The 24,245-nt window shown below is 36.3% G+C and carries 17 protein-coding genes; 12 read left to right on the forward strand and 5 right to left on the reverse strand.

Features of this window, described 5'->3' with window-relative positions; translation table 11 throughout:
* Positions 1 to 4: 4 nt before the first annotated feature.
* The 3 genes from hpaB to CIB95_RS01105 all read left to right on the forward strand — a co-directional run bounded on the left by hpaB (position 5) and on the right by CIB95_RS01105 (position 3,248).
* Positions 5 to 1,468, forward strand: a complete 1,464-nt coding sequence (gene hpaB / locus CIB95_RS01095; protein WP_094920697.1) for a 4-hydroxyphenylacetate 3-monooxygenase, oxygenase component — start codon at positions 5 to 7, stop codon at positions 1,466 to 1,468.
* 15 nt (positions 1,469 to 1,483) lie between these two features.
* Positions 1,484 to 2,470 (forward strand): 3,4-dihydroxyphenylacetate 2,3-dioxygenase, encoded by a 987-nt coding sequence (gene hpaD / locus CIB95_RS01100; protein WP_269844933.1) that lies wholly within the window; start codon positions 1,484 to 1,486, stop codon positions 2,468 to 2,470.
* 169 nt (positions 2,471 to 2,639) lie between these two features.
* Entirely contained in the window at positions 2,640 to 3,248 is a 609-nt protein-coding gene (locus CIB95_RS01105; RefSeq protein WP_094920699.1) for a TVP38/TMEM64 family protein, read from the forward strand.
* A gap of 33 nt (positions 3,249 to 3,281) precedes the next feature.
* Here the strand turns inward: CIB95_RS01105 and katA are convergent, their stop codons facing one another.
* Positions 3,282 to 4,733, reverse strand: coding sequence for a catalase KatA (gene katA / locus CIB95_RS01110; RefSeq protein WP_094920702.1), 1,452 nt, complete (start codon positions 4,731 to 4,733; stop codon positions 3,282 to 3,284).
* 213 nt (positions 4,734 to 4,946) lie between these two features.
* Between katA and CIB95_RS01115 the strand changes: the two genes are divergently transcribed.
* Complete coding sequence (locus CIB95_RS01115) at positions 4,947 to 5,387, forward strand: Dps family protein (protein WP_408607157.1); 441 nt, start codon at positions 4,947 to 4,949, stop codon at positions 5,385 to 5,387.
* A 52-nt stretch (positions 5,388 to 5,439) separates the two neighbouring features.
* Here the strand turns inward: CIB95_RS01115 and CIB95_RS01120 are convergent, their stop codons facing one another.
* Complete coding sequence (locus CIB95_RS01120) at positions 5,440 to 6,048, reverse strand: coiled-coil domain-containing protein (RefSeq protein ID WP_094920708.1); 609 nt, start codon at positions 6,046 to 6,048, stop codon at positions 5,440 to 5,442.
* Between the two features lie 258 nt (positions 6,049 to 6,306).
* Between CIB95_RS01120 and CIB95_RS01125 the strand changes: the two genes are divergently transcribed.
* Positions 6,307 to 7,458 carry a thiolase family protein gene (locus tag CIB95_RS01125; protein WP_094920711.1) on the forward strand — a complete coding sequence of 384 codons (1,152 nt, stop codon included), beginning with the start codon at positions 6,307 to 6,309 and terminating at the stop codon, positions 7,456 to 7,458.
* Between the two features lie 94 nt (positions 7,459 to 7,552).
* Here CIB95_RS01125 and CIB95_RS01130 read toward each other — a convergent pair whose 3' ends face one another.
* Positions 7,553 to 8,281, reverse strand: a complete 729-nt coding sequence (locus CIB95_RS01130; protein WP_094920714.1) for a ZIP family metal transporter — start codon at positions 8,279 to 8,281, stop codon at positions 7,553 to 7,555.
* A gap of 130 nt (positions 8,282 to 8,411) precedes the next feature.
* Between CIB95_RS01130 and CIB95_RS01135 the strand changes: the two genes are divergently transcribed.
* Entirely contained in the window at positions 8,412 to 9,143 is a 732-nt protein-coding gene (locus tag CIB95_RS01135) for an outer membrane protein assembly factor BamD (RefSeq protein WP_142296440.1), read from the forward strand.
* 24 nt (positions 9,144 to 9,167) lie between these two features.
* Here the strand turns inward: CIB95_RS01135 and CIB95_RS01140 are convergent, their stop codons facing one another.
* Positions 9,168 to 10,208, reverse strand: coding sequence for a M15 family metallopeptidase (locus tag CIB95_RS01140; protein ID WP_233143872.1), 1,041 nt, complete (start codon positions 10,206 to 10,208; stop codon positions 9,168 to 9,170).
* A 178-nt stretch (positions 10,209 to 10,386) separates the two neighbouring features.
* Between CIB95_RS01140 and addB the strand changes: the two genes are divergently transcribed.
* The 4 genes from addB (at position 10,387) to CIB95_RS01160 (ending at position 19,926) form a co-directional block, all read left to right on the forward strand.
* A complete protein-coding gene (addB, locus tag CIB95_RS01145; RefSeq protein WP_408607158.1) occupies positions 10,387 to 13,914 on the forward strand; it encodes a helicase-exonuclease AddAB subunit AddB in 3,528 nt (1,175 codons plus the stop codon).
* Positions 13,911 to 17,603: a helicase-exonuclease AddAB subunit AddA gene (gene addA, locus CIB95_RS01150; RefSeq protein ID WP_094920724.1), complete on the forward strand. Its 3,693-nt coding sequence runs from the start codon at positions 13,911 to 13,913 to the stop codon at positions 17,601 to 17,603. Before addB ends, addA begins: the two co-directional genes overlap by 4 nt.
* 687 nt (positions 17,604 to 18,290) lie before the next feature.
* Positions 18,291 to 19,049: a hypothetical protein gene (locus tag CIB95_RS01155; protein ID WP_142296441.1), complete on the forward strand. Its 759-nt coding sequence runs from the start codon at positions 18,291 to 18,293 to the stop codon at positions 19,047 to 19,049.
* A gap of 49 nt (positions 19,050 to 19,098) precedes the next feature.
* Complete coding sequence (locus tag CIB95_RS01160) at positions 19,099 to 19,926, forward strand: S1C family serine protease (protein ID WP_094920728.1); 828 nt, start codon at positions 19,099 to 19,101, stop codon at positions 19,924 to 19,926.
* 58 nt (positions 19,927 to 19,984) lie between these two features.
* On the opposite strand, the gene CIB95_RS01165 is transcribed toward CIB95_RS01160, so the two are convergent.
* Entirely contained in the window at positions 19,985 to 21,739 is a 1,755-nt protein-coding gene (locus CIB95_RS01165) for a B12-binding domain-containing radical SAM protein (RefSeq protein ID WP_094920730.1), read from the reverse strand.
* 150 nt (positions 21,740 to 21,889) lie between these two features.
* On the opposite strand from CIB95_RS01165, the gene CIB95_RS01170 reads away from it, so the two are divergent.
* Both CIB95_RS01170 and CIB95_RS01175 read left to right on the forward strand, forming a co-directional pair.
* Positions 21,890 to 22,780 (forward strand): fumarylacetoacetate hydrolase family protein, encoded by an 891-nt coding sequence (locus CIB95_RS01170; protein ID WP_094920732.1) that lies wholly within the window; start codon positions 21,890 to 21,892, stop codon positions 22,778 to 22,780.
* 46 nt (positions 22,781 to 22,826) lie between these two features.
* Positions 22,827 to 24,236, forward strand: coding sequence for an NAD-dependent succinate-semialdehyde dehydrogenase (locus tag CIB95_RS01175; RefSeq protein WP_198949157.1), 1,410 nt, complete (start codon positions 22,827 to 22,829; stop codon positions 24,234 to 24,236).
* The last annotated feature ends 9 nt before the right edge of the window (positions 24,237 to 24,245 follow it).

Genomic DNA, 24,245 nt, shown 5'->3' on the forward strand with positions numbered 1-24,245 from the left:
GTAATTGGGCGCACGTACCGGAAAAGAATACATCGAAGGACTAAAAAAAAGAAAAAGTGAAGTTTGGATTGATGGAAAAAAAGTTGACGATATAACCGAGCATAAAGCTTTTAAAAATGTCGTCAAGTCGATGGCTAACTTATATGATTTGCAACATGAAAAAGAAGATAAAATGTTATACACGTCACCTTCAACGGGGGATAAAGTTGGTTTATCATTTATTGCTCCGAAAACGAAGGAAGACCTCATTCGCCGTCGTGAAATGATGATGGAATGGTCTCGATTTAATGGTGGGATGATGGGCCGCACGCCAGATTACTTAAATACGAGTGTTATGGCATTCGGAACAGCGTCATCCTTTTTCGCTCAGAGTGATCCGATGTATGCCAAAAATGCTGCAGACTATTATGAGTATTGTCGAGAAAATGATATTAGTTTAACTCACACTTTGATTCACCCGCAAGTTAACCGTTCAAAAACTCAAGCAGAACAAAAAGACCCGCATTTATCAGCAAAAATTACGAAAAAAGACAATGATGGTATTTACGTATCTGGTTGTCGCCTTCTAGCTACTCAAGGAGGAATTACTGATGAAATTGTCGTCTTCCCCTCAACATTGAATAAATCTTCAAGTAAAGATGACCCATACTCAATGGCATTCGGAATTCCGAATAATACACCAGGATTAAAATTTATTAGCCGTGAGTCATTTGACTACGGAAAAGGTACATTCGATCACCCATTAGGTGCACGTTTTGAAGAAGGAGATGCAATCGTCGTTTTTGACGATGTATTTGTTCCTTGGGAGCGCGTTTTCGTTTGTGAAGATGCTTCTATTTGTAATCGCACGTATGGTGAAACGAATGCTGTCATCCATATGGCTCACCAAGTTATTGCCAAAAATACAGCAAAAACTGAATTTATCCTTGGAATCGTTTTAAGTATGATTGATGCAATCGGCATTGAAAAATTCCAGCACGTAAAAGAAAAAGCATCGGAAATTATGGTTATTTTAGAAACGATGAAGTCGCATTTTTTCAGAGCTGAACATAATGCAAAAATGGATCAATATGGCAATATGACTCCAGATTTTGCGCCATTAAATGCTGCGCGTAACTGGTATCCGAAAATGTATCAACGATTAGTTGAGATTGTTAAAATTTTGGGAGCATCGGGACTGATGGGAATCCCGACACAAGCCGACTTTGATAGTGAAGAAATTGGGCATCTCGTACATCGTTATATGCAAGGAGCTAATATCGATGGCTACGAAAAAATTCAACTTTTCCGCCTAGCATGGGATGTGACAATGAGTGCTTTTGGAAGTCGTCAAGCGTTATATGAGTATTACTTCTTTGGCGATCCTGTTCGCATGTCCAATGTCTATTATGATGCGTATGATAAAGATCCGTACAAAGAAATGATCAGTGAGTTTTTACAACGAACGAAAGATACAGCAAGTGTATAGTAGGGGGAATTGCTAGTGGAGAAGTTTAATATCATTCGCGTTGCTAGCGTCATCATGAATGTCACAGATTTACAGAAAGCTAGACATTTTTATGTAGATACCCTAGGTTTTATAGAAACAGAGTCTGACAGTGAACATATCTATTTACGAGGGCTAGAAGAGCGTGTACATCATAGTCTCGTTTTGAAAAAAGCGGAGAAGCCAGGTGTTCATAGTATTTTTTATAAAGTAGAAAAAGAGAAAGATTTATATATGCTGCAATCGTTATTTGAAGAAAAGAAATTACCTGTACGCTGGCTGGAAAAAGAGCACATTCGATCAATTGGGAGGACTTTACAAGTTATTGATCCTTCCGGTATTCCTTTGTCATTCTTTTTTGAAATGGAAGAAGCAGAGCGGATGTTACAGCGCTATGATTTATATAAAGGCGCACGTGTCCAACGGATTGATCATGTGAACTGCAGTGTTCCCGATGTACAAAAGGCATATGACTTTTACATTAAGGAACTCGGTTTCCGTTGTTCAGAATATACAGCGACTGAAGAGGAAGACATTTGGGCAGCATGGCTTTTCCGTAAGCCTACAGTTCATGACCATGCGTTTATGAATGGTTTAGGTCCGAGACTACACCATGTTGCTTATTGGCTGTCTGACCCGATGAGCATCATCCATACGTGTGATGTAATGGCTGCAAGTGGTTATGCTGCAAATATTGAGCGGGGACCTGGTCGCCATGGATTATCAAATGCTTTCTTTTTATATATCCGTGACCCAGATGGCAATCGAATTGAACTATATAATGGTGATTACTTAACTTCTGATCCAGACTTTAAACCGATCCGTTGGGATTTAAATGATCCGCGAAGACAAACATTTTGGGGACATGAAGCTCCAGAAAGTTGGTTTAATGAAGCAATGCCTTTCATTGATTTCCGTAATGGAAAAGAAATCGAGCTTGAAGAAGGTAAGTTAAAGCAAAGAAAGCCAAATTTTATAACGTAAAATAGAAAAGTCGAAGTCCTAATCATTAGGTTTTCGGCTTTTTAATTTACAATAATTTATGATGATAATTTAAAAAGGAATCCTTGTTGACCTTGTATTTTACATTATGAAACATTAAAGTAAGAGTAGGAAAAATAATACAAATTTTATTATAAAGTAGGAATTACATATGGACTTAGAGACTTTTAAAGCATTCTTTACAGAAGAAAATATTCGAGCATTTTTAGAAAACTATAGAGATTTAGGTCCTTTACCCGGAATCTTGTTGCCATTTTTAGAATCAATCTTCCCAGTACTACCAATTTTTATATTTATTGCAGGTAATGCAGCAGCTTACGGTTTATGGTGGGGCTTTTTATTTTCTTGGATTGGTGCATTTTTAGGCTCAATCGTCGTATTTGTCGTCATCCGAAAATTTCAACATATTAAAATCATTCAATATTTTCAAAATCATAAAAGGGTGAAGCCTGTTACGAATTGGATTGATCGCCACGGCTTTGGGCCGTTATTCATTATCCAATGCTTTCCCTTTTCACCTAGTGCCTTTATCAATGTTGTAGCAGGTATCTCTCGTATGAAATTTTACCAGTATGCATTAGCTGTTTTTTTAGGAAAGATGGTAATGGTTTTTATTGTTTCTTACATCGGTCATGATATATTTTCACTTATCCATAACCCAATTCAATTAATGGTAATATTAGCGGTAATCTTTCTTTTATGGATTGCAGGTAAACAGTTAGAAAAGCGATTATCGAAAAAAATAGATTCAAACATATAAAGGTCATCACAATTTGTGATGACCTACTTTTTTTTATACTTCTTGGTGCACAGCTAAACCTAAACCTTCAGCAATGCGTGTACCATATTCGTTGTCTGCTTTATAAAAATGTTGAATTTGCTTTAATTTAATTTCCTCTTTCAATACTGGTTTCATCGCATCAACGATATTTTGTACAAGGCGAGTTCGCTCATCTTCATTTAATAGACGATATAAGTTTCCTGCTTGCGAATAATGATCGTTTTCATCATAAGATACACTGTCAGCAAACCCTGATAGTTCGAATGCCGTTTGTTTATTTTCCGGAGTTTCACTAGGTCCATTAAAGCTGTTTGGTTCATAATTAATAGAACCACCACCATTGCTATCAAAGCGCATTTGTCCATCACGATGGTTTGTATGAACAGCTGAAAGAGGACGGTTGATTGGCAGATGATTATGGTTTACACCAACGCGATAACGATGAGCATCGGCGTATGCAAAAAGGCGCCCTTGAAGCATTTTATCTGGTGATGCTTCAATACCAGGAACAAAAGCCCCAGGAGAAAATGTAGCTTGTTCTACTTCAGCAAAATAGTTCTCTGGATTTCGGTCAAGTACCATTCTCCCAACTTCTATTAATGGGTAATCTTTATGAGACCATACCTTTGTAACATCAAATGGATCATAACGATATGTGTTCGCATCTTCAAATGGCATAACTTGCACATAAACTTTCCATGCCGGAAAGTCTTCTTTTTCAATCGCGTTAAACAATTCTTCTGTATGGTAGTCAGGATTTTCCCCAGCAAATTTAGCAGCTACATCTGTTGATAAATTTTTAATTCCTTGTTCTGTTTTAAAGTGATATTTCACCCAAACTGCTTCACCTTGAGCATTTACCCATTTGAAAGTATGACTTCCATAACCGTTCATATGACGGTAAGTTGCTGGAATACCACGGTCAGACATTAATATCGTTACCTGATGCAGTGATTCAGGAGAAAGTGACCAGAAGTCCCAGACTGCTGTTGGATTTTTTAAGTTTGTTTTTGGGTCTCTTTTTTGTGTATGAATAAAATCAGGAAACTTTATAGCGTCTCTTATGAAAAATACAGGTGTATTGTTTCCGACTAAATCATAATTACCTTCTTCCGTGTAAAACTTCACGGCAAATCCTCTTGGATCCCTCACTGTATCTGCTGATCCATTCTCCCCAGCAACTGTTGAAAAACGAGTAAATAGTGGCGTTCGTTTTCCTACTTCTGATAGAAACTTTGCTTTTGTATATTTTGTTACATCATTTGTTACTTCGAAATAGCCGTGTGCCCCAGCGCCTTTTGCATGAACGACACGTTCTGGTACACGTTCTCTATTAAAGTGAGCTAACTTTTCTAATAAATGTAAATCTTGAATTAGAGTTGGTCCACGTGAACCAGCTGTCATTGAATTTTGATTATCGCCAACTGGCGCTCCCCAACTAGTAGTTAAATTATCTTTATTCATCTAGGATCACCTCGTAATGTTTTTTAGTACAAGTTAATAATAACAATATTTATATTAAAATCAATACTTAATTATAATAATTATTAATAGTTAATGAAAATCAATATCAATTAACTGATATGATGGGGTAATTCATAGATGAGCTAATTATTGGAAATGATAAAAATTACATGTTAGCATTTTAATATAGGTAAAATAAGGGAGGATATATTAATGCATTTACATGATGTACTAAATAAGCAAATCGCGAACTGGAACGTTCTAAACGTTAAACTTCATAATTATCATTGGTATGTGAAGGGCGATAAGTTTTTCACTTTACATGAAAAGTTCGAGGAATTTTACAATGAAGCTGGGATTCATAATGATGAATTGGCTGAAAGGTTACTAGCAATTGGCGGCAAACCTTTAGCTACTATGAAAGCATATCTGGAAACAGCTTCAATTAGTGAAGCAACTGGTCAAGAAGATGCGGATCAAATGGTTGAAACGTTAATCGGTGATTACTCTACTATGGTCGGAGAATTAAAAGAAGGTATGTCGATTGCTGAAGAATCTGATGATGAAATTACTGGTGATATGTTACTTGCAATTCATTCTGAATTAGAGAAGCATGTCTGGATGCTCAAAGCATTCTTAGGTAAATCTGTATAAAAAAGTAAGCTTGGGATAATTCCCAAGCTTTTTAATATTTCATTAAATGAAGTTATTGTAACACCATTTCCATTACTAAAACTAATTTGTCCTCTACGAAATATAAGTTAAACAAGCGCTTATAATCTACGTCCAATTCATCTTTAAATTCTTTGAGTGTTGTGTGCTTAAGTTTTGAGTCATCAAGAACATAAAATTGCACATCATCAACGGCATTTTCCTTCACATATTCTACTAATTCATTTTCTATTTGCACAGTACTAAGCGTATCAGTTTGCACAACTTGAACATAATCAACCATAACAGAAATGCCTAAATCATCTTCAATAATTACGTTAATATAACCATCTTTTCTAGATAGTTGAGGTAAGTAACTGATTAGGTGGGAAAGTCTTTTATCACTGCCTATTAAATTACTTACATAATCATCAAGTTTTTCTATATCAGAGGAAGCTTTCGTCAACTTATCTTTTAAGCTATTAATGGTATCTTCAAGACTCTCATTCTGTTGTTTTAAATCTTCTATTTCTTTAGCATGCCTTGTTTCAATATCTTTCAACTTTGATGATAATTGGTGATATACAGCGTTCACTTTTTCGTTATTGTTTGAGCAACTTGTTAAGAACAGGAGTATTAAGCCTAAAAAGTAAATTCGCTTCATATAATCGCCTCCATCATTAAACAATATTACTAGTAGTAGATATATATAATGAGGAATTTGTACGTTTCACAAAAAAACACCTTGGGAAGTACCCAAGATGTTTAGACGTATTAGCTCTTTGAATGAAGCGATTTAATATGACCCTTTTTATTAATTAAGAAAAAGTGATAAAGCATTTTTACTATGACATTACACTTTCTTATTTGGCATTAAATAATTCTCCAAGCGAATAGACTTTATTAAAGGAGGGACTTCTCAATGTCTAAAGTAGTTATTGTAGAAGCACTAAGAACACCAATCGGCACATTTGGAGGTATGTTTCGTGATATGTTACCAACCGAACTACTGACACCAGTGTTAGTTTCGATTGTGGAAAAGGGAAGAATCGAAAAAGGAGACGTGCAAGAAGTTATTATAGGGCAATGCATACAACGTACGGATGAACCGAACACTGCTCGAACTGCATTATTAAAAGCTGGATTTCCATTTGAGACAACTGGATATACCGTTCAAAGACAGTGTGGTTCTGGTTTGCAAGCTATAATTGATGGATTATTGCAAATTGAAAATGGGGTACATCATACCGTTATAGCAGGTGGCGTTGAAGCAATGAGCAGTAGCCCTTACATTGTGAAAAGTAATCGTTGGGGTGCGAAAATGCGACATGAAACACTGTATGACTCAGTGTGGGAAGTGCTAGAAGATCCAATCTCTCACAAGTTAATGGGTGTCACGGCAGAGAACGTTGCTAGAAAATACGAAATATCGCGCGAGGAACAGGACAATCTTGCATACGAATCACATCAAAAAGCGCTAACTGCAATAAATGGTGGATATTTTTTTGATGAAGTTATTGCGATAAGTGACCTTACTAAAGATGAACAGCCAAGGACAAATATTAGCTTAGATAAGTTAGCTTCACTCGAAACGGTTTTTGAAAAAGAAGGAACAGTTACTGCAGGAAACTCATCAAGTTTAAATGATGGGGCGGCTGCAGTTCTACTAATGTCAGCAGAAATGGCAACAAAAAAGGGAATAGCTCCGCTTGCAGAAATTAAAGGTTTTGCAATCGCCGGCGTTGATCCGGATATGATGGGAATTGGTCCAGTACCAGCAATTCAACAAGGACTAAAAAAAGTTGGCTGGTCAATAGAGGAAGTTGATTTATTTGAAATAAATGAAGCATTTGCAGCGCAATACCTCGCAGTAGAAAAAGAATTAAATTTACCTAGGGAGAAAGTAAATGTTAACGGGAGCGGCATAAGTTTAGGGCATCCGGTTGGATGTACAGGTGCAAGAATCGTTACTACACTTGTTCACGAATTAAAGAGAAGGAGTGGAAAAAAAGGAATAGCCTCCCTTTGCGTTGGGGGAGGCATGGGTGTAGCAATTTTTATAGAGATGGTCTAAGTTTTCTCATCAAAGTGTTCCAGAATGATTTGTCGTTCGCCTCGCTTTTCTATGCCAGCTGCGGCTCACTACGACTAGCATTCTTCACACTTTTCTAAAATAACTGAGTTAAATAAATCATTACTATAAGTCCTGTGATAAAGGAGTAAGTAGCGGAACGTTCATTTCCATCTCCATGACTTTCAGGTATCAATTCTTTGTATACGATAAAGAGCATTGAACCTGCAGCGAATGATAAGCCATAAGGGACTAAATTAGCTACAACAGAAGATAAAGTGTAACCAAGTAATGCTGTTATAATTTCAACTGCACCAGTCATTGTTGCAATGAGCAGGGCTTTCCATTTACTAATATTCTGATTAACTAAAAATAAAGCTACTAAAAAACCTTCTGGTGCATTTTGCAGACCTATTGCAAATGCAATTAAATTACCAATTTCCTCTTTGTCACTTGCATAGCTAACACCAACAGATAAACCTTCAGGCAAATTATGTAGAGTAATCGCAGCAATAACGAGTAATGCTTTACGGTCAATTGTTATATTCATGGGCGAGTGTTCTAAATCAATATGTGGGATAAACTTTTCTAATAGATTTAGAATAAAAACCCCTAGAAAAAGCCCAATCGTTAATATTGTTAAATTTCCTAATAATAAAGCTTCAGGAATTAAACTAAACGTAGATGCTGAAACCATTATTCCAGCTGTAAATGCTAATAATATATCACGCCAGCGATGGGTGACACGATTTAAAAATAAAATCGGAATAGCTCCTAAGCCGGTCGATAATGCTGATAATGTGCTTCCAATAATGACACTTTCCATGCTAGCCTCCTAATAAACCTTTGTTGATAAGATTGTATTAAACGTTCACGATTTTGTCTATCATCACTTTCCCTCAATGGTTGCAGATATGGTATAGTAATGATACAAACTAGCATTATTGGAGGTACTTATGTTGAAACGTAAAGCATTATTTATCATGATTTTTGCTGCCCTATTTTTAACAGCATGTGGCAGTAATCCGAAAACAGATTGGACAAAAAAAGAGAGAGAAGAAATTTACGCAGTAATAGAAGGATATAAAGACGCAGTTAATGAAAAAAATTATGAAACAATGTTAAGTAAAATAGATGACCAATCACCAATGCGCCAATTCATGGAAGGTGAACAATATAAAGAAAGCTTTAAAACAGGTGCGATTGAAAAAAGCATCGTTTCAATGGATGTTTATCCTATTGAAAAGCAGTATGCAAAGGACCTTGAAAAAGAATTAGGCACTGATATTGAAAATATTGTTACTGTAATCACGGTTGAAAGTATTCAAACAGAAAAAAGATTAAAACAAATTACTGGCGGATACATTTTAAAGTTAACAGATAATGAATGGAAGATTTGGTCAGTCGAATCGATTGCAATTGATAAAGATACCGCTTCTGTTAATGAAGCAATACTAATCATCAAAGCAGCAGAAATTGCACATGCCTCAACGAAAGAAATACCAGAAGGCGGTTGGACTTATGATGAACTTAATGAGTATATGGAGCAGGAAACAGAAAAAGACTTTGTCGTAACCTATGATGAAGAAAAAGAAAAATACTTTATTAGTAACCATAAAGCTAGTGAAATTGTAACTGGTGACGCTAACTCAGCTGTTTCATTAGATGAACTTTCTCAATATAAATAAGCAAATGCCTGAAGCCACAAAGCTTCAGGCATTTTTTTGACCACTATCATCAGAAGAGCCGCCATCATCAGAAGAGGCACCATCATCAGAAGAACCACCATCATCAGAAGAGGCACCATCATCAGAAGAGCCTTCGTTTTCTTCGTTATCATTACCTTCACTATAAGAGTTCAAATACTCTTCAAGTGTAATGCTGTTATTCATGATGGCTGTTGCTGCTTCAATACCTACGTAACGAATGTGCCAAGGTTCATAAATGTAGCCAGTTATTTCTTCTTTTTGTTTTGGATAACGAATTATAAAGCCAAACTTGAACACATTTTCAGCTAACCATTTCCCTTCAATAGTATCACCAAAGGATTGTTTTAATGCAAAGGCAACGCTTACGGATGTGATGTCCATTGCTAATCCCGTTTGGTGCTCACTGTGACCGGGTTTTGCACTAGAAGTGTTGGCTTCTTTTTCGCCAAATTTTTTCGCATTATAATTAAAAATTGCTTCCTGTCTTTTGTACGAACGATAACCAGAAAGAGCATAAAGTTCAATTCCTTCTTCTTTTGCTCTTTGAAATAATCTCTCAAGAGCTTCTGCTGCAACTTTGTGCATTTGTTTCTTCATATCATAACCTTCAAACGAAAAAGGTACATTAGGTATTACTAATTGATCTGGGACGTAATCGCTAGGAAGTTTTCGATATTTATTTACTAAAATAAGTAGGTCGTCTAGGTTTGTAGTAATTTCTTCTATATTCGTATCTTTTGGTGGCGTAGTGGGAGTTGGATCGCTTGCTGGTGGTTCTTGAGTAGGTGGTTCCTCTTCACGTTCTTCTGCTGAATTAGGTGGATCTATAGGCGTTTCGTCTAATGAAACCTCTTTAGGTTTTTTTGTATTCCGTAAAGTCTTGGCTATCGTTTTCTTGCCTAAGGTAATAATAGAATCAGACTGAAGTTTGACTTCATCTTCAAAACTATTATTTTGTTCTATTTTAAGTTGAGAGTTAGTACACCCAACTAATGAGATTAGTATTATTGAAAAGTAAAACAATAATTTTCGCATTTTTGTCATTCCTTTCAATCCAACGACGTCTTAGCGTACATCTACTATTATACTAAAGTATAAGTTTTTATAATACTCTAAAAATTCTATACTTATTTGAATCTCCTAGAAACTTCTAAAGCACTGTGCTATAAAAACATACAAAAAAATGAGATAATGAAAGATATGTAAAATGGAAAACGGAGGGATGATTGTGGGATTACGTTTTATTCTTGGCCGGGCAGGTAGCGGTAAAAGTTCTACTTGTATCACTGAAATTGTTGAAACGATAGCAAATGAACCTAACGGGAAACCGATCATCTATTTAACACCTGAACAAATGACATTTCAATCAGAGTTTGCGATCGTTAACTCACCTAATGTGAATGGAATGATCCGTGCGCAAGTTTTTAGTTTTACGAGATTAGCATGGAAAGTATTACAAGAAACAGGTGGGATAGCGAGAGATCATATTAACTCTGTCGGTATTCATATGATGCTACGTAAAATTATTGAAGAACAAAAACAAGAGCTAAAAGTTTTTAAGCGTGCTTCTGATAAGAACGGCTTTATTGATGAAGTAGAGGCGATGGTTACCGAATTAAAGCGTTACTGCTTAAGTGCAGATGACCTTCTTGTAAAAAAAGAAGAATTATTACTTGAGCATAATGATGAATCGAACAAAACGAACGCCATGATAATCGATAAACTTCATGATTTACACGTTATATATTCTAAATTCGAAAAGAAAATTAGTGAAAAGTATGTTGACTCTGAAGATTATTTACGACTTTTAGCAGAAAATGCATCCAACTCAGATTATCTCCGAGAGGCAGATATTTATATAGACGGGTTTTATCAATTTACACCACAAGAGCTTGAAGTAATTCAAGCACTACTTACATCTTGTAACAATGTAACGATTACGTTAACACTCGATCGCCCTTATCATGATACAGAACCACATGAACTGGATTTATTTCATTCGATAGCAACAACATACAAAAAAATAAGAAAGATAGCAAAAGAAAATAGTGTTGAAATCGAAGATGTGCAAGATTTGAATACGTTGCCTCTGCAACGATTTGAAGAAGCACCAGATTTCACACACTTGGAACAATTTTGGCAAACACGTCCTACTGTTCCATATGAAGAAGAGCCAGAACATATTTCTCTTCATGCGGCAGTAAATCGAAGAGCAGAAGTCGAGAACGTCGCTAGAGAGGTGCTACAACTCGTTCGCGATAAAAACTACCGATTTCGTGATATCGCACTGCTCGTTCGTGATGTTAACGCCTACCAAGATATTATTAAGACGACTTTTTCAGACTATGAGATACCAGTATTTTTGGATGAAAAGAAGACGATGCTACATCATCCATTAATTGAATTTATTCGTTCAAGTATTGAAACGGTCACTCACAATTGGCAGTATGATGCTGTTTTTCAAGCTGCAAAAACAAATCTTTTCTTCCCAACTGTAGCTGAAGAAACTCTTGCTACTTATCAAGAAGATTTAGACCGTTTAGAAAATTTCGTTTTAGCAAACGGAATAAAAGGTTATCGTTGGCAAGAAAACCGTCGTTGGGAATTTGCAGTTGAACAACTAGAAGACAATATGAAATTAGAAATCTCGGAAGAAAAGAAGAGGCAAGAAGATCGATTAGCTGAGATGCGTCAATTCATTGTTGAGCCACTCACTAGATTTGAAGAGAAATTAAAAAAGTCGAAAAATGCAAGACAAATGTGTACGGAGATATTTGAACTTCTTCTTGATTTAGAAGTTTATGAAAAAATAGAATTGTGGAAAGAACAAGCTGAAGAAAAAGGAAAACTTCGAACTGCAAAAGAACATGACCAAGTTTGGGATGCTGTGATCGAGCTACTTGACCAATGTGTCGAGCTGTTTGGTGACGAACCACTTTCAAAAGATTTATTTTTAAAAATGATTGAAAGTGGAATTGAAAATATGCAGTTTTCGTTAGTACCACCATCACTAGATCAAGTAATGCTCGGAGCAATTGATCGCTCACGTTTTTCAAATGTGAAGTGTGCATTTGTTTTAGGTGTTAATGAAGGTGTTTTTCCAGCCAAACCACAAGAAGATGGTTTATTTTTAGAAGAAGAAAGAGAAGCATTGCAAAAATTTGGTGCTGAGCTTGCGCCAGGGGCAGCAGATCAATTGTTACATGAGCAATTTATTGTTTATTTAGCATTAACATCTGCTTCTGATAAATTATGGATCAGTTATCCTCTAGCAGATGAAGAAGGAAAGACACTGCTAGCCTCACCAATAATTGAGCGAGTGAAAGAAGTATTCCCGCGTTTAAAAGAAGGATTACTAAAAAATGAACCTGGAGAAGTGTCAGAGGGAGAGCAACTCCAGTTTATTACGACACCTCGAAATGCCTTGTCTTTCTTAGTAGGGCAAATTCGTGAATGGAAAAAAGGGTATCATTTAGGGCCATTATGGTGGGATTCTTACAACTATTTAATTAACACGGATTGGAAACAAGATACGAAGCGAGTGTTAAGTAGCTTGTTTTATCAAAATATTGAAAAGTCCCTTTCGCCACAAACTAGTCTAGAGCTTTATGGAACTAAACTAAAATCCAGTGTATCTAGAATGGAATTACACCAAGCATGCCCATTTTCTCACTTTATGTCTTACGGCTTAAAGTTAAAAGAAAGAGAAATGTTCCGTTTGGATGTACCTGACATTGGTCGTCTTTTCCATGCTGCATTAAAAGAGATGAATGATTACTTAACGAATCATGATAAAAGTTGGAAAGACTTAACTCCTCAAGAGTGTAATCGAATCGCCATAGATGTAGTGGATATGTTAGCACCGAAATTGCAAAGAGAAATTTTATTAAGCTCAAATCGTTATGGTTACATTAAACGAAAATTGACTGATGTAGTCGCAAGAGCTTCGCAAATTTTAAGTGAACAGGCAAGAGCTAGCGGATTTGAACCAGCTGGAGTCGAGCTAGCTTTCGGAGGGAATGGCAATATACCACCGCTAGAAATTGAGTTAAGTAACGGTGTGAAAATGGAAGTTGTCGGTCGAATCGACCGCGTAGATAAAGCGGAAAGTGATCAAGGGCTGCTATTGCGCATTGTTGATTATAAGTCTAGTAAGAAGCAATTAGATTTAGCTGAAGTGTATTACGGCTTGACATTGCAAATGTTAACTTACTTGGATGTTGTCATTTCAAGTTCGAAACAATGGCTCGGTGTGGAGGCAAAGCCCGCTGGAGTCCTCTACTTCCATATTCATAATCCATTCGTTGATTCTGTAGGAAAAGACGAAACAGAGATAGAAAAGGCTATTTTTAAAGAGTTTAAAATGAAAGGTTATGTACTTGCAGATCAACAAGTCGCAAGATTAATGGACCAATCATTTAATAGTAAGTCTGATATTGTTCCTGTTGAAATAACTTCAAAAGGTGAATTCCATAAACGAAATTCACGAGTTGCTAGTAACCAAGACTTTCAACTATTACAAGATCACTCGCGGAAAATGATTAAATCAATCGGTGAGGAAATTACGACTGGTAAAATTAATATTTCTCCTTATCAATTAAATAAAAAAAATCCGTGTACTTTCTGTTCATACAAGCCAGTATGTCAATTTGACCAAGGGTTGGATGAGAATGAACATCGTTACTTGAAAAAGATTGATGAAACTTCAGTGTTAGAGAAACTGCACAGTGATGGGAGGCAAGAATCATGACACAATGGACGAATGAGCAACAGGCTGCAATAGATGCACGGGGAACCAATACGTTAGTTGCTGCAGCGGCAGGTTCAGGTAAAACGGCTGTCTTAGTAGAGCATATTATCTCGTATTTAACAGATAAAGATAACCCAATCGATGTGGATCGCCTTCTTGTCGTGACATTTACGAATGCTGCAGCAGCAGAAATGAAGAAGAGAATTGGCGAAGCGTTAGAAGATACACTTAAGGAACAGCCTAGCTCACTCTTTATTCGTAAGCAACTTTCACTACTAAACAGAGCTAATATATCGACACTACATTCCTTTTGTATGAATGTTATTAGACGCTACTACTATAAAATAGATATCGATCCAGCCTTCCGTATTTTGGATGAAACAGAAGGACTGTTATTACAAGAGCAAATCTTAGAAGAAATTTTTGAAGAAGAATATAGCAAAGAAAATAACGAATCATTTTTTAATTTAGTAGATTGCTACAGCAGTGACCGAACGGACGAACAACTGCAATCATTAATCATTAAACTTTATTTATTTTCACAAAGTCACCCTTGGCCAACAGCATGGTTAAATGAAATTACACGAATGTACAATGTTGATGAAAACGTCTCTATTGAAGATTTACCTTGGGGGAGGCAGTTGCTAGAAGCAGTAGAGCAAGAATTAGAAAATGCATTACAACTCATTGAGCAAGGGAAGAAAATCTGTCAATTACCCGAAGGACATGAATCTTATATTGAAAACTTTGAAGATGATCAAAAAATTGTAGAAGGTCTGCTTGAAGCTGCAAATGACTCATGGCAAGCAATTTTTGAACAAATTCAAACGTTAAAACATTCAACACTTAGTAGGAAAAAGTGCGAAAGTGATCCACATTTACAAGATAAAGCTAAAAAAATCCGTGAGCAAATGAAAAAGATGCTGAAAAAGCTTGGGGAAAATTACTTTAATAGAGAGCCAGATTATTTTATATCTGATCTTCAAGAGATGGCTCCTATTTTAGAAAAATTAGTCGAGGTTACAAAAGTATTTGCTGAACGCTTCTCTGCAACGAAACGTGAAAAAGGAATTGTCGACTATAACGATCTAGAACATTATTGCTTGCAAATATTGCGAGATGAATCATCAACGTTAGAGGAAATTGTTCCATCATCAGCTGCCATCGATTTTCAACGAAAGTTTGCTGAAGTACTAGTTGATGAATATCAAGATACAAACATGGTGCAAGAAGCTATTCTTCAACTCGTTACGAACGGTAATAATATGTTCATGGTAGGTGACGTGAAACAAAGTATTTATCGCTTCCGATTAGCTGAGCCATATCTGTTTATCTCGAAATATAAAAAGTTCTCTCTTCATGGAAATAATGATGGACTTCGCATCGACTTGGCAAAAAATTTCCGAAGCAGAGCTGAAGTACTAGATGGAACAAACTTTTTATTTAAACAAATGATGAATGAAAAAATCGGGGAAATTGAATACGATGAAGCGGCAGAACTAAAGCTTGGAGCCAATTTCCCTGAAGGAAATGCGTATAAAAGTGAACTCGTCATTATCGACCGTAGTGAAGAAAAAGAAATCAAGGAAGAACAAGACGAGCAGGAAGAAGACCTTGAAAATGTTCAATTAGAAGCAAGGTATATCTCTAAAAGAATTAATGAACTAATTGGCAAAACAGGTGAAAAGCCCTATCAAGTATTTGATAAATCTACAGGTGGTACTCGTGCGGTTTCTTATAGAGACATTGTTATTCTCCTCCGTGCCACTCAAAAAGAAGCACCTATTCTGTTGGAGGAGTTCAAGATGAATGGAATTCCTGCTTATGCTGAGCTATCAAAAGGATATTTTGATGCGACAGAAATTATAGTAATAATGTCTTTGCTCCGTGTTATTGATAACCCGTTGCAAGATATTCCATTTGCAGCTGTCCTTCGTTCACCTATCGTTCATTTATCAGGGGAAGAAATGGCAAAGATAAGAATTGCTAAAAAACAAGGAAACTACTATGATGCTGCTCTTGCATATATTGAGAAAGCTGAAGGCGAGGAAGATCCACTTTCTATCAAACTTTCGGCATTTATACAAAAATTAAAAGAGTGGCGGATGGACGCAAGACAAGGATCTCTTGCAGATTTAATTTGGAAACTTTTCAATGAAACTGGTTATTACGATTTTGTCGGAGGAATGATTGGTGGAACACAGCGACAAGCAAACTTAAAAGTTTTGTATGATCGAGCAAGACAATATGAGTCGACATCATTCCGTGGGCTATTCCGCTTTTTACGTTTTATTGAAAGAATGAAAGAGCGCGGCAGTGATTTAGGTACTGCTCGTGCATTAAGTGAACAAGAAGATGTAGTTCGCATCATGACTATCCATAAAAGTAAAGGTCTTGAATTTCCAGTTGTCTTTATTGCTGGGATTGGTAAGCAGTTCAATGAGATGGATTTACGAAAAAATGTTTTAATGCATAAAGAATTAGGATTTGGAACGAAATATATTAATCCTGAAAAAAGAATTAGCTATCCGACTTTGCCCTTATTGGCGATGAAAAAGAAAATGAAAATGGAACTTTTAGCAGAAGAGATGAGAGTTCTCTACGTAGCCTTAACGAGAGCTAAGGAAAAAATGTATTTAGTAGGAACGGTCAAAGACGTTGAAAAAGAAATAGATAATTGGGGCGATGTCATTGACCATGAAGATTGGCTGTTGCCTGATTATGTTAGAGAGAACAACAATCGCTATATAGGATGGATTGCCCCGGCAATTATGAGACACCGAGATGGCGTTTCATTACTGGATAACTTACCTTCTAATCGCGCAGGCAATATTGAAGTTTATGACCATCCTTCGAAGTGGGAAGTTACGACTGTTCCGTCCTTTGAACTTACTAGTGGAGCGAATGATGAAGAGCAGTCAATGGAACAGAAATTAGAAAGCGTTAGGGTAATGGAACCAGTACACGTTGATAGTGAGTTTACGGAAATTGTCGAGCAACAATTATCATGGAAGTATTTACACACCGAAGCAACGAAGCGCAAGTCAAAGCAAACAGTAACAGAAATTAAAAGGCAGCGCTCTTTACTTGAAGAAGATAGTGAACGTATGATGATTCCTAAACAAAAATCAACGATAGTGAAAAGACCAAAATTTCTTCAGGAAAAAGGTTTATCTCCTGCTGAGAGAGGTACAGCGATGCACCTAGTAATGCAACATGTTCCGCTCTACAAAGAGATTACAAAACAAGTTCTTGTAGAATTAATGGATACGATGGTTGAGAAAGAATTATTAACTATAGAGCAAATGCGAGCGGTTCCTGTGGAAAAACTATTAGCCTTTTTTACATCATCATTAGGAGAAAGGTTTATCCATGCTAAGAAAGTTGAACGAGAAGTACCTTTCAGTTTTGGTTTGAAGGCAAATGAAGCCTATCTGGATTGGAATAATAGTGATGAAACAGTAATCCTACAAGGTGTCATTGATTGCCTTATGTATGAAGATGACGGAATAGTATTAATTGACTTTAAGTCAGATTATATTTCGGACGATATATTAGATGATGAACTAAAGGAAAGATATAAAGAGCAAATCGCGTTATACAGTAAAGCGGTAGAAGAAATTATGAAAACACCTTTAAAAGAAAAATACTTATTTTTCTTTAACAAAGGTAAAATAATTAAAATGTAAAAGTATCTGTTCGCAGATGCTTTTTTTTAGGCTCGCTAGTATTCGCCGTGTATCCTTCAAAGTATATAAGGTTATAAGCCGCTAACCGATTGCTTCAGCTTTTCTTTATTTGATCCAGCTTCAGCAATCAACGTCTAAAAAATTTTACACTCTTCATTTCGATAAGTCTACATCGAATAGCTACTCTATTCGTGTATCCTTTATCTTAATCAGAGTGCTCCAGTTTTTACGCCGCTAACCGATTGCTTCAGCTTTTCTTTATTTGATCCAGCTTCAGCAATCAACGTCTAAAAAACTTCACACTCTTCATTTCGATAAGTCTACATCGAATAGCTACTCTATTCGTGTATCCTTTATCTTAATCAGAGTGCTCCAGTTTTTACGCCGCTAACCGATTGCTTCAGCTTTTCTTTATTTGATCCAGCTTCAGCAATCAACGTCTAAAAAACTTCACACTCTTCATTTCGATAAGTCTACATCGAATAGCTACTCTATTCGTGTATCCTTTATCTTAATCAGAGTGCTCCAGTTTTTACGCCGCTAACCGATTGCTTCAGCTTTTCTATTTTATTAAAGTTCAGTTACATTTTGTAATAGTTAGTGCGTTTTATACCCAATTTGCATAGGATGTATAAATGACTGCAAAGGGTAGTGGTACACATGATTTGTGACAATTGTGGGCACCAAATGAGAGCTAGAAAAAGATATTGTACGGCTTGTGGAATAGTACTTGCGAACCAACCAAACTTGTTATTATTATGGTCCATTCCAGTAATTACTACATTTCTATTAATGATGTCGACAATAAGTTATTCTTATTTTGAAGAATATATCGTCTTAGATCGAGTACAAAAAAATATAGATTATGGTGAGGCGCTTGCGTTACAAGGTAACTTTGAAGAAGCAAAAAAGACTTTCATTCAAGTTAAGATTGACCAGCCATATAACGAGTTAATAGAACAAAATTTAGAGTTGATAAACGAAGCCATAAATATAGAAAAATCTATTTCACTATTAATGCAGAATGTAAGTGATGGCAGTGAAAAAAATTCTACTCAGAAATTCTCAGAAATAGAAAAAGAGATAACTAATTTAAAAAGTGAACCTATAAGGAATTATTTCTTACCAAAATTACAAACGTTACAAGTAATGATAGAGTTGCAAGAGATTGAAGCAAGAATAAATGATTTAAATACAATGACTGATTATGCAGAATTATTATCAAATATATCGTATTATAAGCAGGATTCAGCGAAGGCTGTCAAAGAAATGATAGAGATATCGTTTACAAATTTTGTAATAAATGAAGCGCAAGATGCAGTCTTTTCCAAGGATTATGAAAAAGCAAAAGCAATCGTAGAATTTGCACTCCAATATAATTATGAAAATGAGCAATTATCTCGATTTATGGAAAACTCAATTCAGCCATACCTTAATAACGAATAAATTAAAGCAATCGCCGCTGTGAAAGGAAAATGGTAGAGGAGTTTTAACTATGAACAATTTAAATTTTCGTTTGCGAATACATGTTTTCTTTGTCTTAATCATAACAATTTGTATTTTTATCGCTGGAATTGTCTGGCTGCAATCAAAACAACAACATTATCAGCATATGAGCGGTTCAAAACTGACTACAACGCTTACTACTAATGAGGAAATTCAAACTGTAACATCTATTCTTTCTGAAGAAAATCTAAAGAAATTAATTCGAGATTCTCAACCAAAAGTTGTCACAATTGAAGTGATGAAAGAAGATGGATTATATTTCGGTTCAGGATTTTTATATAATGGAGAAGGAGATATAGTTACAAATGCTCATGTAGTCGAAGGTGCAACAGAAATTACAATAAAATTAGCAGATGAAACCGAGTATTCCGGTATATTAATTGGAGTCGGAAAGGGAATTGATATTGCCGTTATTCGAGTGCCTGAACTTATTGGGCAGGAACCGTTAAAGATTTCCCGGAGGTATGTTGGAGAAATCGGCAATCACGTCGTGGCTTTAGGTAGTCCTCTTGGTTTAGAGAATACTGTAACGCTAGGTATCATAAGTGGTTTAGACAGAAGCTTTACACTCCAGGAATACGAGTATGTCGATACTTACCAAATTTCTGCACCAATTTCACCAGGTAGTAGTGGAGGTCCTTTGTTAGACCGAGCTACTGGAGAGGTAATCGGTATTAACTCAGCTAAAGTGAATTCAGAAACTATTGGTTTTAGTATACCAATCGTTACTGTTTTACCTATCTTAGAGAATTGGTCAAAACATCCATATGGCATAATTAATAATTCACCAGAAGAAGATCCTCCTAGTTACGATTAAAGGAATTAAAAATAAAAAGAGAGGTAAAAAAACCTCTCTTTCTTCATGAGTAAATTTTTTATATGTTACTAAGTGGTGCACAGTATGTGGATGTTTTTTGCTCTTTTGGATCAAAGAATGCAAGAAGTAGTGTTTCCTGCTCTACAATTTCGCCACTTTGCTTATATTCTTCAATATTAAAAGGTAATACTTCAATCATCGTATGTTTATGAAGGTCTCGTTCCGAAATCTTCATATGAGCAAATTCCTCACCTAACAGTGAAGGGTTGTCTGCAATCGCCTTTAAATAACGGCTTTGCTCATCCTTCGAAAGGGAGAAATCCCACCATACTTTTCTTGGTTTATATTTATGATGTAAAAAGTAGTCGTACTTCATCATTGCTTCTATAACAGGTAACTTGTCTGTTTCTACATTCGTTAAAAATTCATGTAATCGAGTATATAAATCTTCTAGTTGATGGCCAATTCTTGCCCAACCTTTTTTATCCCAATAGTCTCCGAATGCTTGGAAAAAGTCGAAAGCAGATGGAAAGACGTTATTGATCGTATATAAGACAGTCGTGTCCATTCGGTGATCATTCCAATACTTCTCAAGTACATCCTCGACGCGTTTAATTCGAATAATCTCATCAAAAGATAAAACATTATTCCCTAAAATTTCATACGGAGAGTGATCCATATACGTGTATCCATGGTCTTTCGCACGTAATCTAAGACCAGTTCCGCGTAGCATTTTTAAAAATCCTAATTGCAATTCTTCTGGACCAAAGGCAAAAACATCATTAAATGTTTTACGGAATGAATTGTAATCTTCTTCCGGTAAGCCAGCAATTAAGTCGAGATGCTGAGCAATTTTCCCACCGTCACGCACCATTGTTACAGTACGAGCTAATTTATTAAAGTTTTGTTTTCGTTGAACAAGATCATTAACGTCATCATTCGTAGATTGCACGCCTATCTCAAAACGGAATAATCCTTCAGGTGCATTTTTATTTAAATATTGCAACACTTCAGGACGCATAATGTCTGCAGTTATTTCAAATTGAAAGACTGTTCCTTCACGGTGATTATCAATTAGGAAAGCGAACATTTCCATCGCATAGCTACGGCTAATATTAAAAGTTCTGTCAACAAATTTGATGGTTTTTGCACCATGCTCCATTAAAAATAAAATATCTTCTTTTACACGTTCTCGATTAAAGTAACGAACACCTACTTCAATCGACGATAAGCAAAATTGACAGCTAAATGGACAACCACGACTCGTTTCAAGATATACGACACGCTTAGAAAGTGCATCTAAATCCTCTGGGAATCGATTTGGTGAAGGTATCGTATTTAAATCGATTTTATCACGTTGAGGATTTACTTTTACTTCTCCATCTAGGCGGCGATATGCTATCCCAGGTACTTCTGACAAGTCTCCATCAGTTGAAAATTGCTGAAGTATTTTCTTAAATGTTGCTTCACCTTCACCGATGACAATGGCATCAACTTCAGGAATTCGCTTCATCCAATCTACAACATCGTAAGTAACCTCTGGGCCACCTAAGATAATTTTTAAATTAGGATTAATTTTCTTTAGCATACTTATCACTGGAATTGTTTCTTCAATGTTCCAAATATAACAACTGAACCCAAGGACATCAGGCTTTTTCGAATATAAATCAGAAACAATATTAATTGCAGGATCTTTAATCGTATATTCAGCCATGTCTACTTCGAACTCAGGCTCTGCATATGCTTTTAAATAACGTAGTGCTATATTTGTATGAATATATTTTGCATTTAACGTACTAACAACCGTTTTCATTTTCGTTCCCTCAATTCTTTCAATGTAACTACCGTCCTATTCTATCATACCTTAAGCAAACTTCTTAAAAAAGGATACCGATTCAGGTAGGATATTATAGGAAGAAAAGCTAATTAATACATATATGAATCTAATTAAAGGAGAACAGCGATGAAATTTATGACTTTTTTGCACCAAGAATTAGAGAGTATCGGTGTATTGACTAATGATGGTAGACAAGTTATTGATCTAACTGCCGCAAGTAAGGGCAGTTTTCCAAAATCACTTCTAGATTGTATAAGAAATGACTCTTTAATAGGAAAAGTAGAGGCGCTGTTAGAAGGTGAAGTGGAAGACTACACTTATGATGTGGACAAGATTACTTTATTAGCACCAATCCCACGCCCACAAAAAAATATCCTTTGCATTGGAAAAAATTATGCTGAGCATGCAATTGAAATGGGGTCAGAAGCAGATATACCTGATGATCCAATTGTATTTACAAAACCACCTACATCGGTCATTGGAACAGATGCAATGATCAACCTCCATGAAAATGTAACTAGTGAGCTTGATTATGAGGGAGAGCTTGCAGTTGTAATCGGTAAAAAAGGAATAGGCATAACAAGGGAGGATGCTGATAATTATATTTTCGGATACACGATTATCAACGATATTACAGCCCGTGACTTACAAAAAAAGCATAAACAATTTTTCATTGGAAAAAGTTTAGATACAACCTGTCCTATGGGTCCAGTCATCGTTCATAAGAGTGCAATAGAAAATCCTCACAATCTTCATATTGAAACGAAAGTAAATGGAGAAGTTCGCCAATCGTCTAACACGGAAAATATGATATTTGATATTCCAACATTAATTGAAATATTATCAAAAGGTATGACACTTGAACCAGGTGATTTAATTGCAACTGGTACACCTGCTGGAGTTGGAAAAGGATTTACACCTCCTAAGTTTTTGCAACATGATGATGAAATTCAAATATCCATAGAAGGAATTGGGACGTTACGTAACAAAGTAATGAGTATGGGAAAAGAAAAATAAACTAGAGAGTAAACTATTTGGAGGGGATATTATGATCGAAGGAAAAATGTTAATCGGTGAAGAGTGGGTCAATCTCGATGAAAAGATTGAAGTAAGAAACCCAGCAACAGGTGAATTAGTTGGGACAGTACCAAACGGAGGTAAAGAAGAAACTAAGCGAGCAATTGAAGCTGCGGAAAAAGCTATGAAAGTTTGGTCTGCATTCCCGGCCGGTAAACGTGCGCGATATATGCAAAAATTAACAAAGGAAATCATTAAGAATGAAATGGAATTAGCAGAGATTATGACCCTTGAGATGGGCAAACCTTTAAAAGAAGCACGTGGAGAAGTAAGAAGTAGTGCGGCATACGTTGAATGGTTTGCAGAGGAAGGGAAGCGCGTCTATGGTGAAACGATTCCTTCAAATCGCCCAGACCAACGAATGATGGTTATTAAGCAGCCAGTTGGGGTGGTTGGAGCAATTACACCTTGGAATTTCCCAGCAGCGATGATTACTCGCAAGCTTGGCCCTGCATTAGCGGCAGGTTGTGCGATCGTCATTAAGCCAGCAACTGCTACGCCATTAACTGCATTAAAATTAGCTGAAATATGTAAAAACGTAGGTTTTCCACCTGGTCTAGTTAACGTTGTAACTGGTAAAACGAGTGAAATCGGAGCAGAAATAATGTCTAACCCAACAGTACGTAAAGTATCATTCACAGGATCAACAAATGTCGGGAAACTTTTAATGCGCCAGGCGGCTGACAATGTGAAAAAGTTATCGCTAGAACTTGGTGGTCATGCACCTGTCATAGTATTTGATGATGCTAACTTAGATAAAGCTGTAAAAGGTGCAATTGCCTCAAAATTTCGTAATGCGGGGCAAACGTGTATTTGTGGTAATCGCATTTACGTACAAGAGGGAATTTATGAAGCGTTCTTAGCTAAGTTTGTTGAAGAAACGAAAAAGCTTCAAGTTGGTAACGGAATGGAAGAGACGACAGACGTAGGTCCAGTCATTGATAGTGGAGCATATGAGAAAATTGATGAGCACGTGCAAAATGCGATTGGAAACGGAGCAGCATGTTTACTAGGTGGTCAAGGAACAAGTGGAAATGGTAGTAATTTCTATGAACCAACAATACTTTCGAATGTGACAGACGATATGTTAATTATGAATGAAGAGACGTTTGGTCCAGTTGCACCAGTCCAATCGTTTAAAACGATGGAAGAAGTCATTGCTAAAGCAAACAATACAGAATACGGTTTAGCCGCATATTTCTTCACAGAAGGCATGAGCCAAGGTATGAAAATGGCAGAGGCGTTAGAATACGGAATTATCGGTTGGAATGATGGAGTTCCTACTGCCGTTCAAGCACCATTTGGTGGAGTAAAAGAAAGTGGAATTGGCCGTGAAGGTGGTCACCAAGGTCTTGCAGAGTACTTAGAAGAAAAATATATTTCAATCGGCTTATAAAGGAGTCTT

This window comes from Lottiidibacillus patelloidae, from assembly GCF_002262935.1.
Taxonomy (GTDB): Bacteria; Bacillota; Bacilli; order Bacillales; family SA5d-4; genus Lottiidibacillus; species Lottiidibacillus patelloidae.

Coding starts and splice junctions, on each gene's coding strand:
- addB (WP_408607158.1), top strand. CDS start 10,387: ATGATTGTGGGATTACGTTTTATTCTTGGCCGGGCAGGTAGCGGTAAA.
- katA (WP_094920702.1), bottom strand. CDS start 4,733: ATGAATAAAGATAATTTAACTACTAGTTGGGGAGCGCCAGTTGGCGAT.
- CIB95_RS01115 (WP_408607157.1), top strand. CDS start 4,947: ATGCATTTACATGATGTACTAAATAAGCAAATCGCGAACTGGAACGTT.
- CIB95_RS01165 (WP_094920730.1), bottom strand. CDS start 21,739: ATGAAAACGGTTGTTAGTACGTTAAATGCAAAATATATTCATACAAAT.
- CIB95_RS01175 (WP_198949157.1), top strand. CDS start 22,827: ATGTTAATCGGTGAAGAGTGGGTCAATCTCGATGAAAAGATTGAAGTA.
- CIB95_RS01170 (WP_094920732.1), top strand. CDS start 21,890: ATGAAATTTATGACTTTTTTGCACCAAGAATTAGAGAGTATCGGTGTA.
- CIB95_RS01130 (WP_094920714.1), bottom strand. CDS start 8,281: ATGGAAAGTGTCATTATTGGAAGCACATTATCAGCATTATCGACCGGC.
- CIB95_RS01155 (WP_142296441.1), top strand. CDS start 18,291: ATGAGAGCTAGAAAAAGATATTGTACGGCTTGTGGAATAGTACTTGCG.
- CIB95_RS01160 (WP_094920728.1), top strand. CDS start 19,099: ATGAACAATTTAAATTTTCGTTTGCGAATACATGTTTTCTTTGTCTTA.
- CIB95_RS01125 (WP_094920711.1), top strand. CDS start 6,307: ATGTCTAAAGTAGTTATTGTAGAAGCACTAAGAACACCAATCGGCACA.
- CIB95_RS01135 (WP_142296440.1), top strand. CDS start 8,412: ATGTTGAAACGTAAAGCATTATTTATCATGATTTTTGCTGCCCTATTT.
- CIB95_RS01140 (WP_233143872.1), bottom strand. CDS start 10,208: ATGACAAAAATGCGAAAATTATTGTTTTACTTTTCAATAATACTAATC.
- CIB95_RS01120 (WP_094920708.1), bottom strand. CDS start 6,048: ATGAAGCGAATTTACTTTTTAGGCTTAATACTCCTGTTCTTAACAAGT.
- addA (WP_094920724.1), top strand. CDS start 13,911: ATGACACAATGGACGAATGAGCAACAGGCTGCAATAGATGCACGGGGA.
- CIB95_RS01105 (WP_094920699.1), top strand. CDS start 2,640: ATGGACTTAGAGACTTTTAAAGCATTCTTTACAGAAGAAAATATTCGA.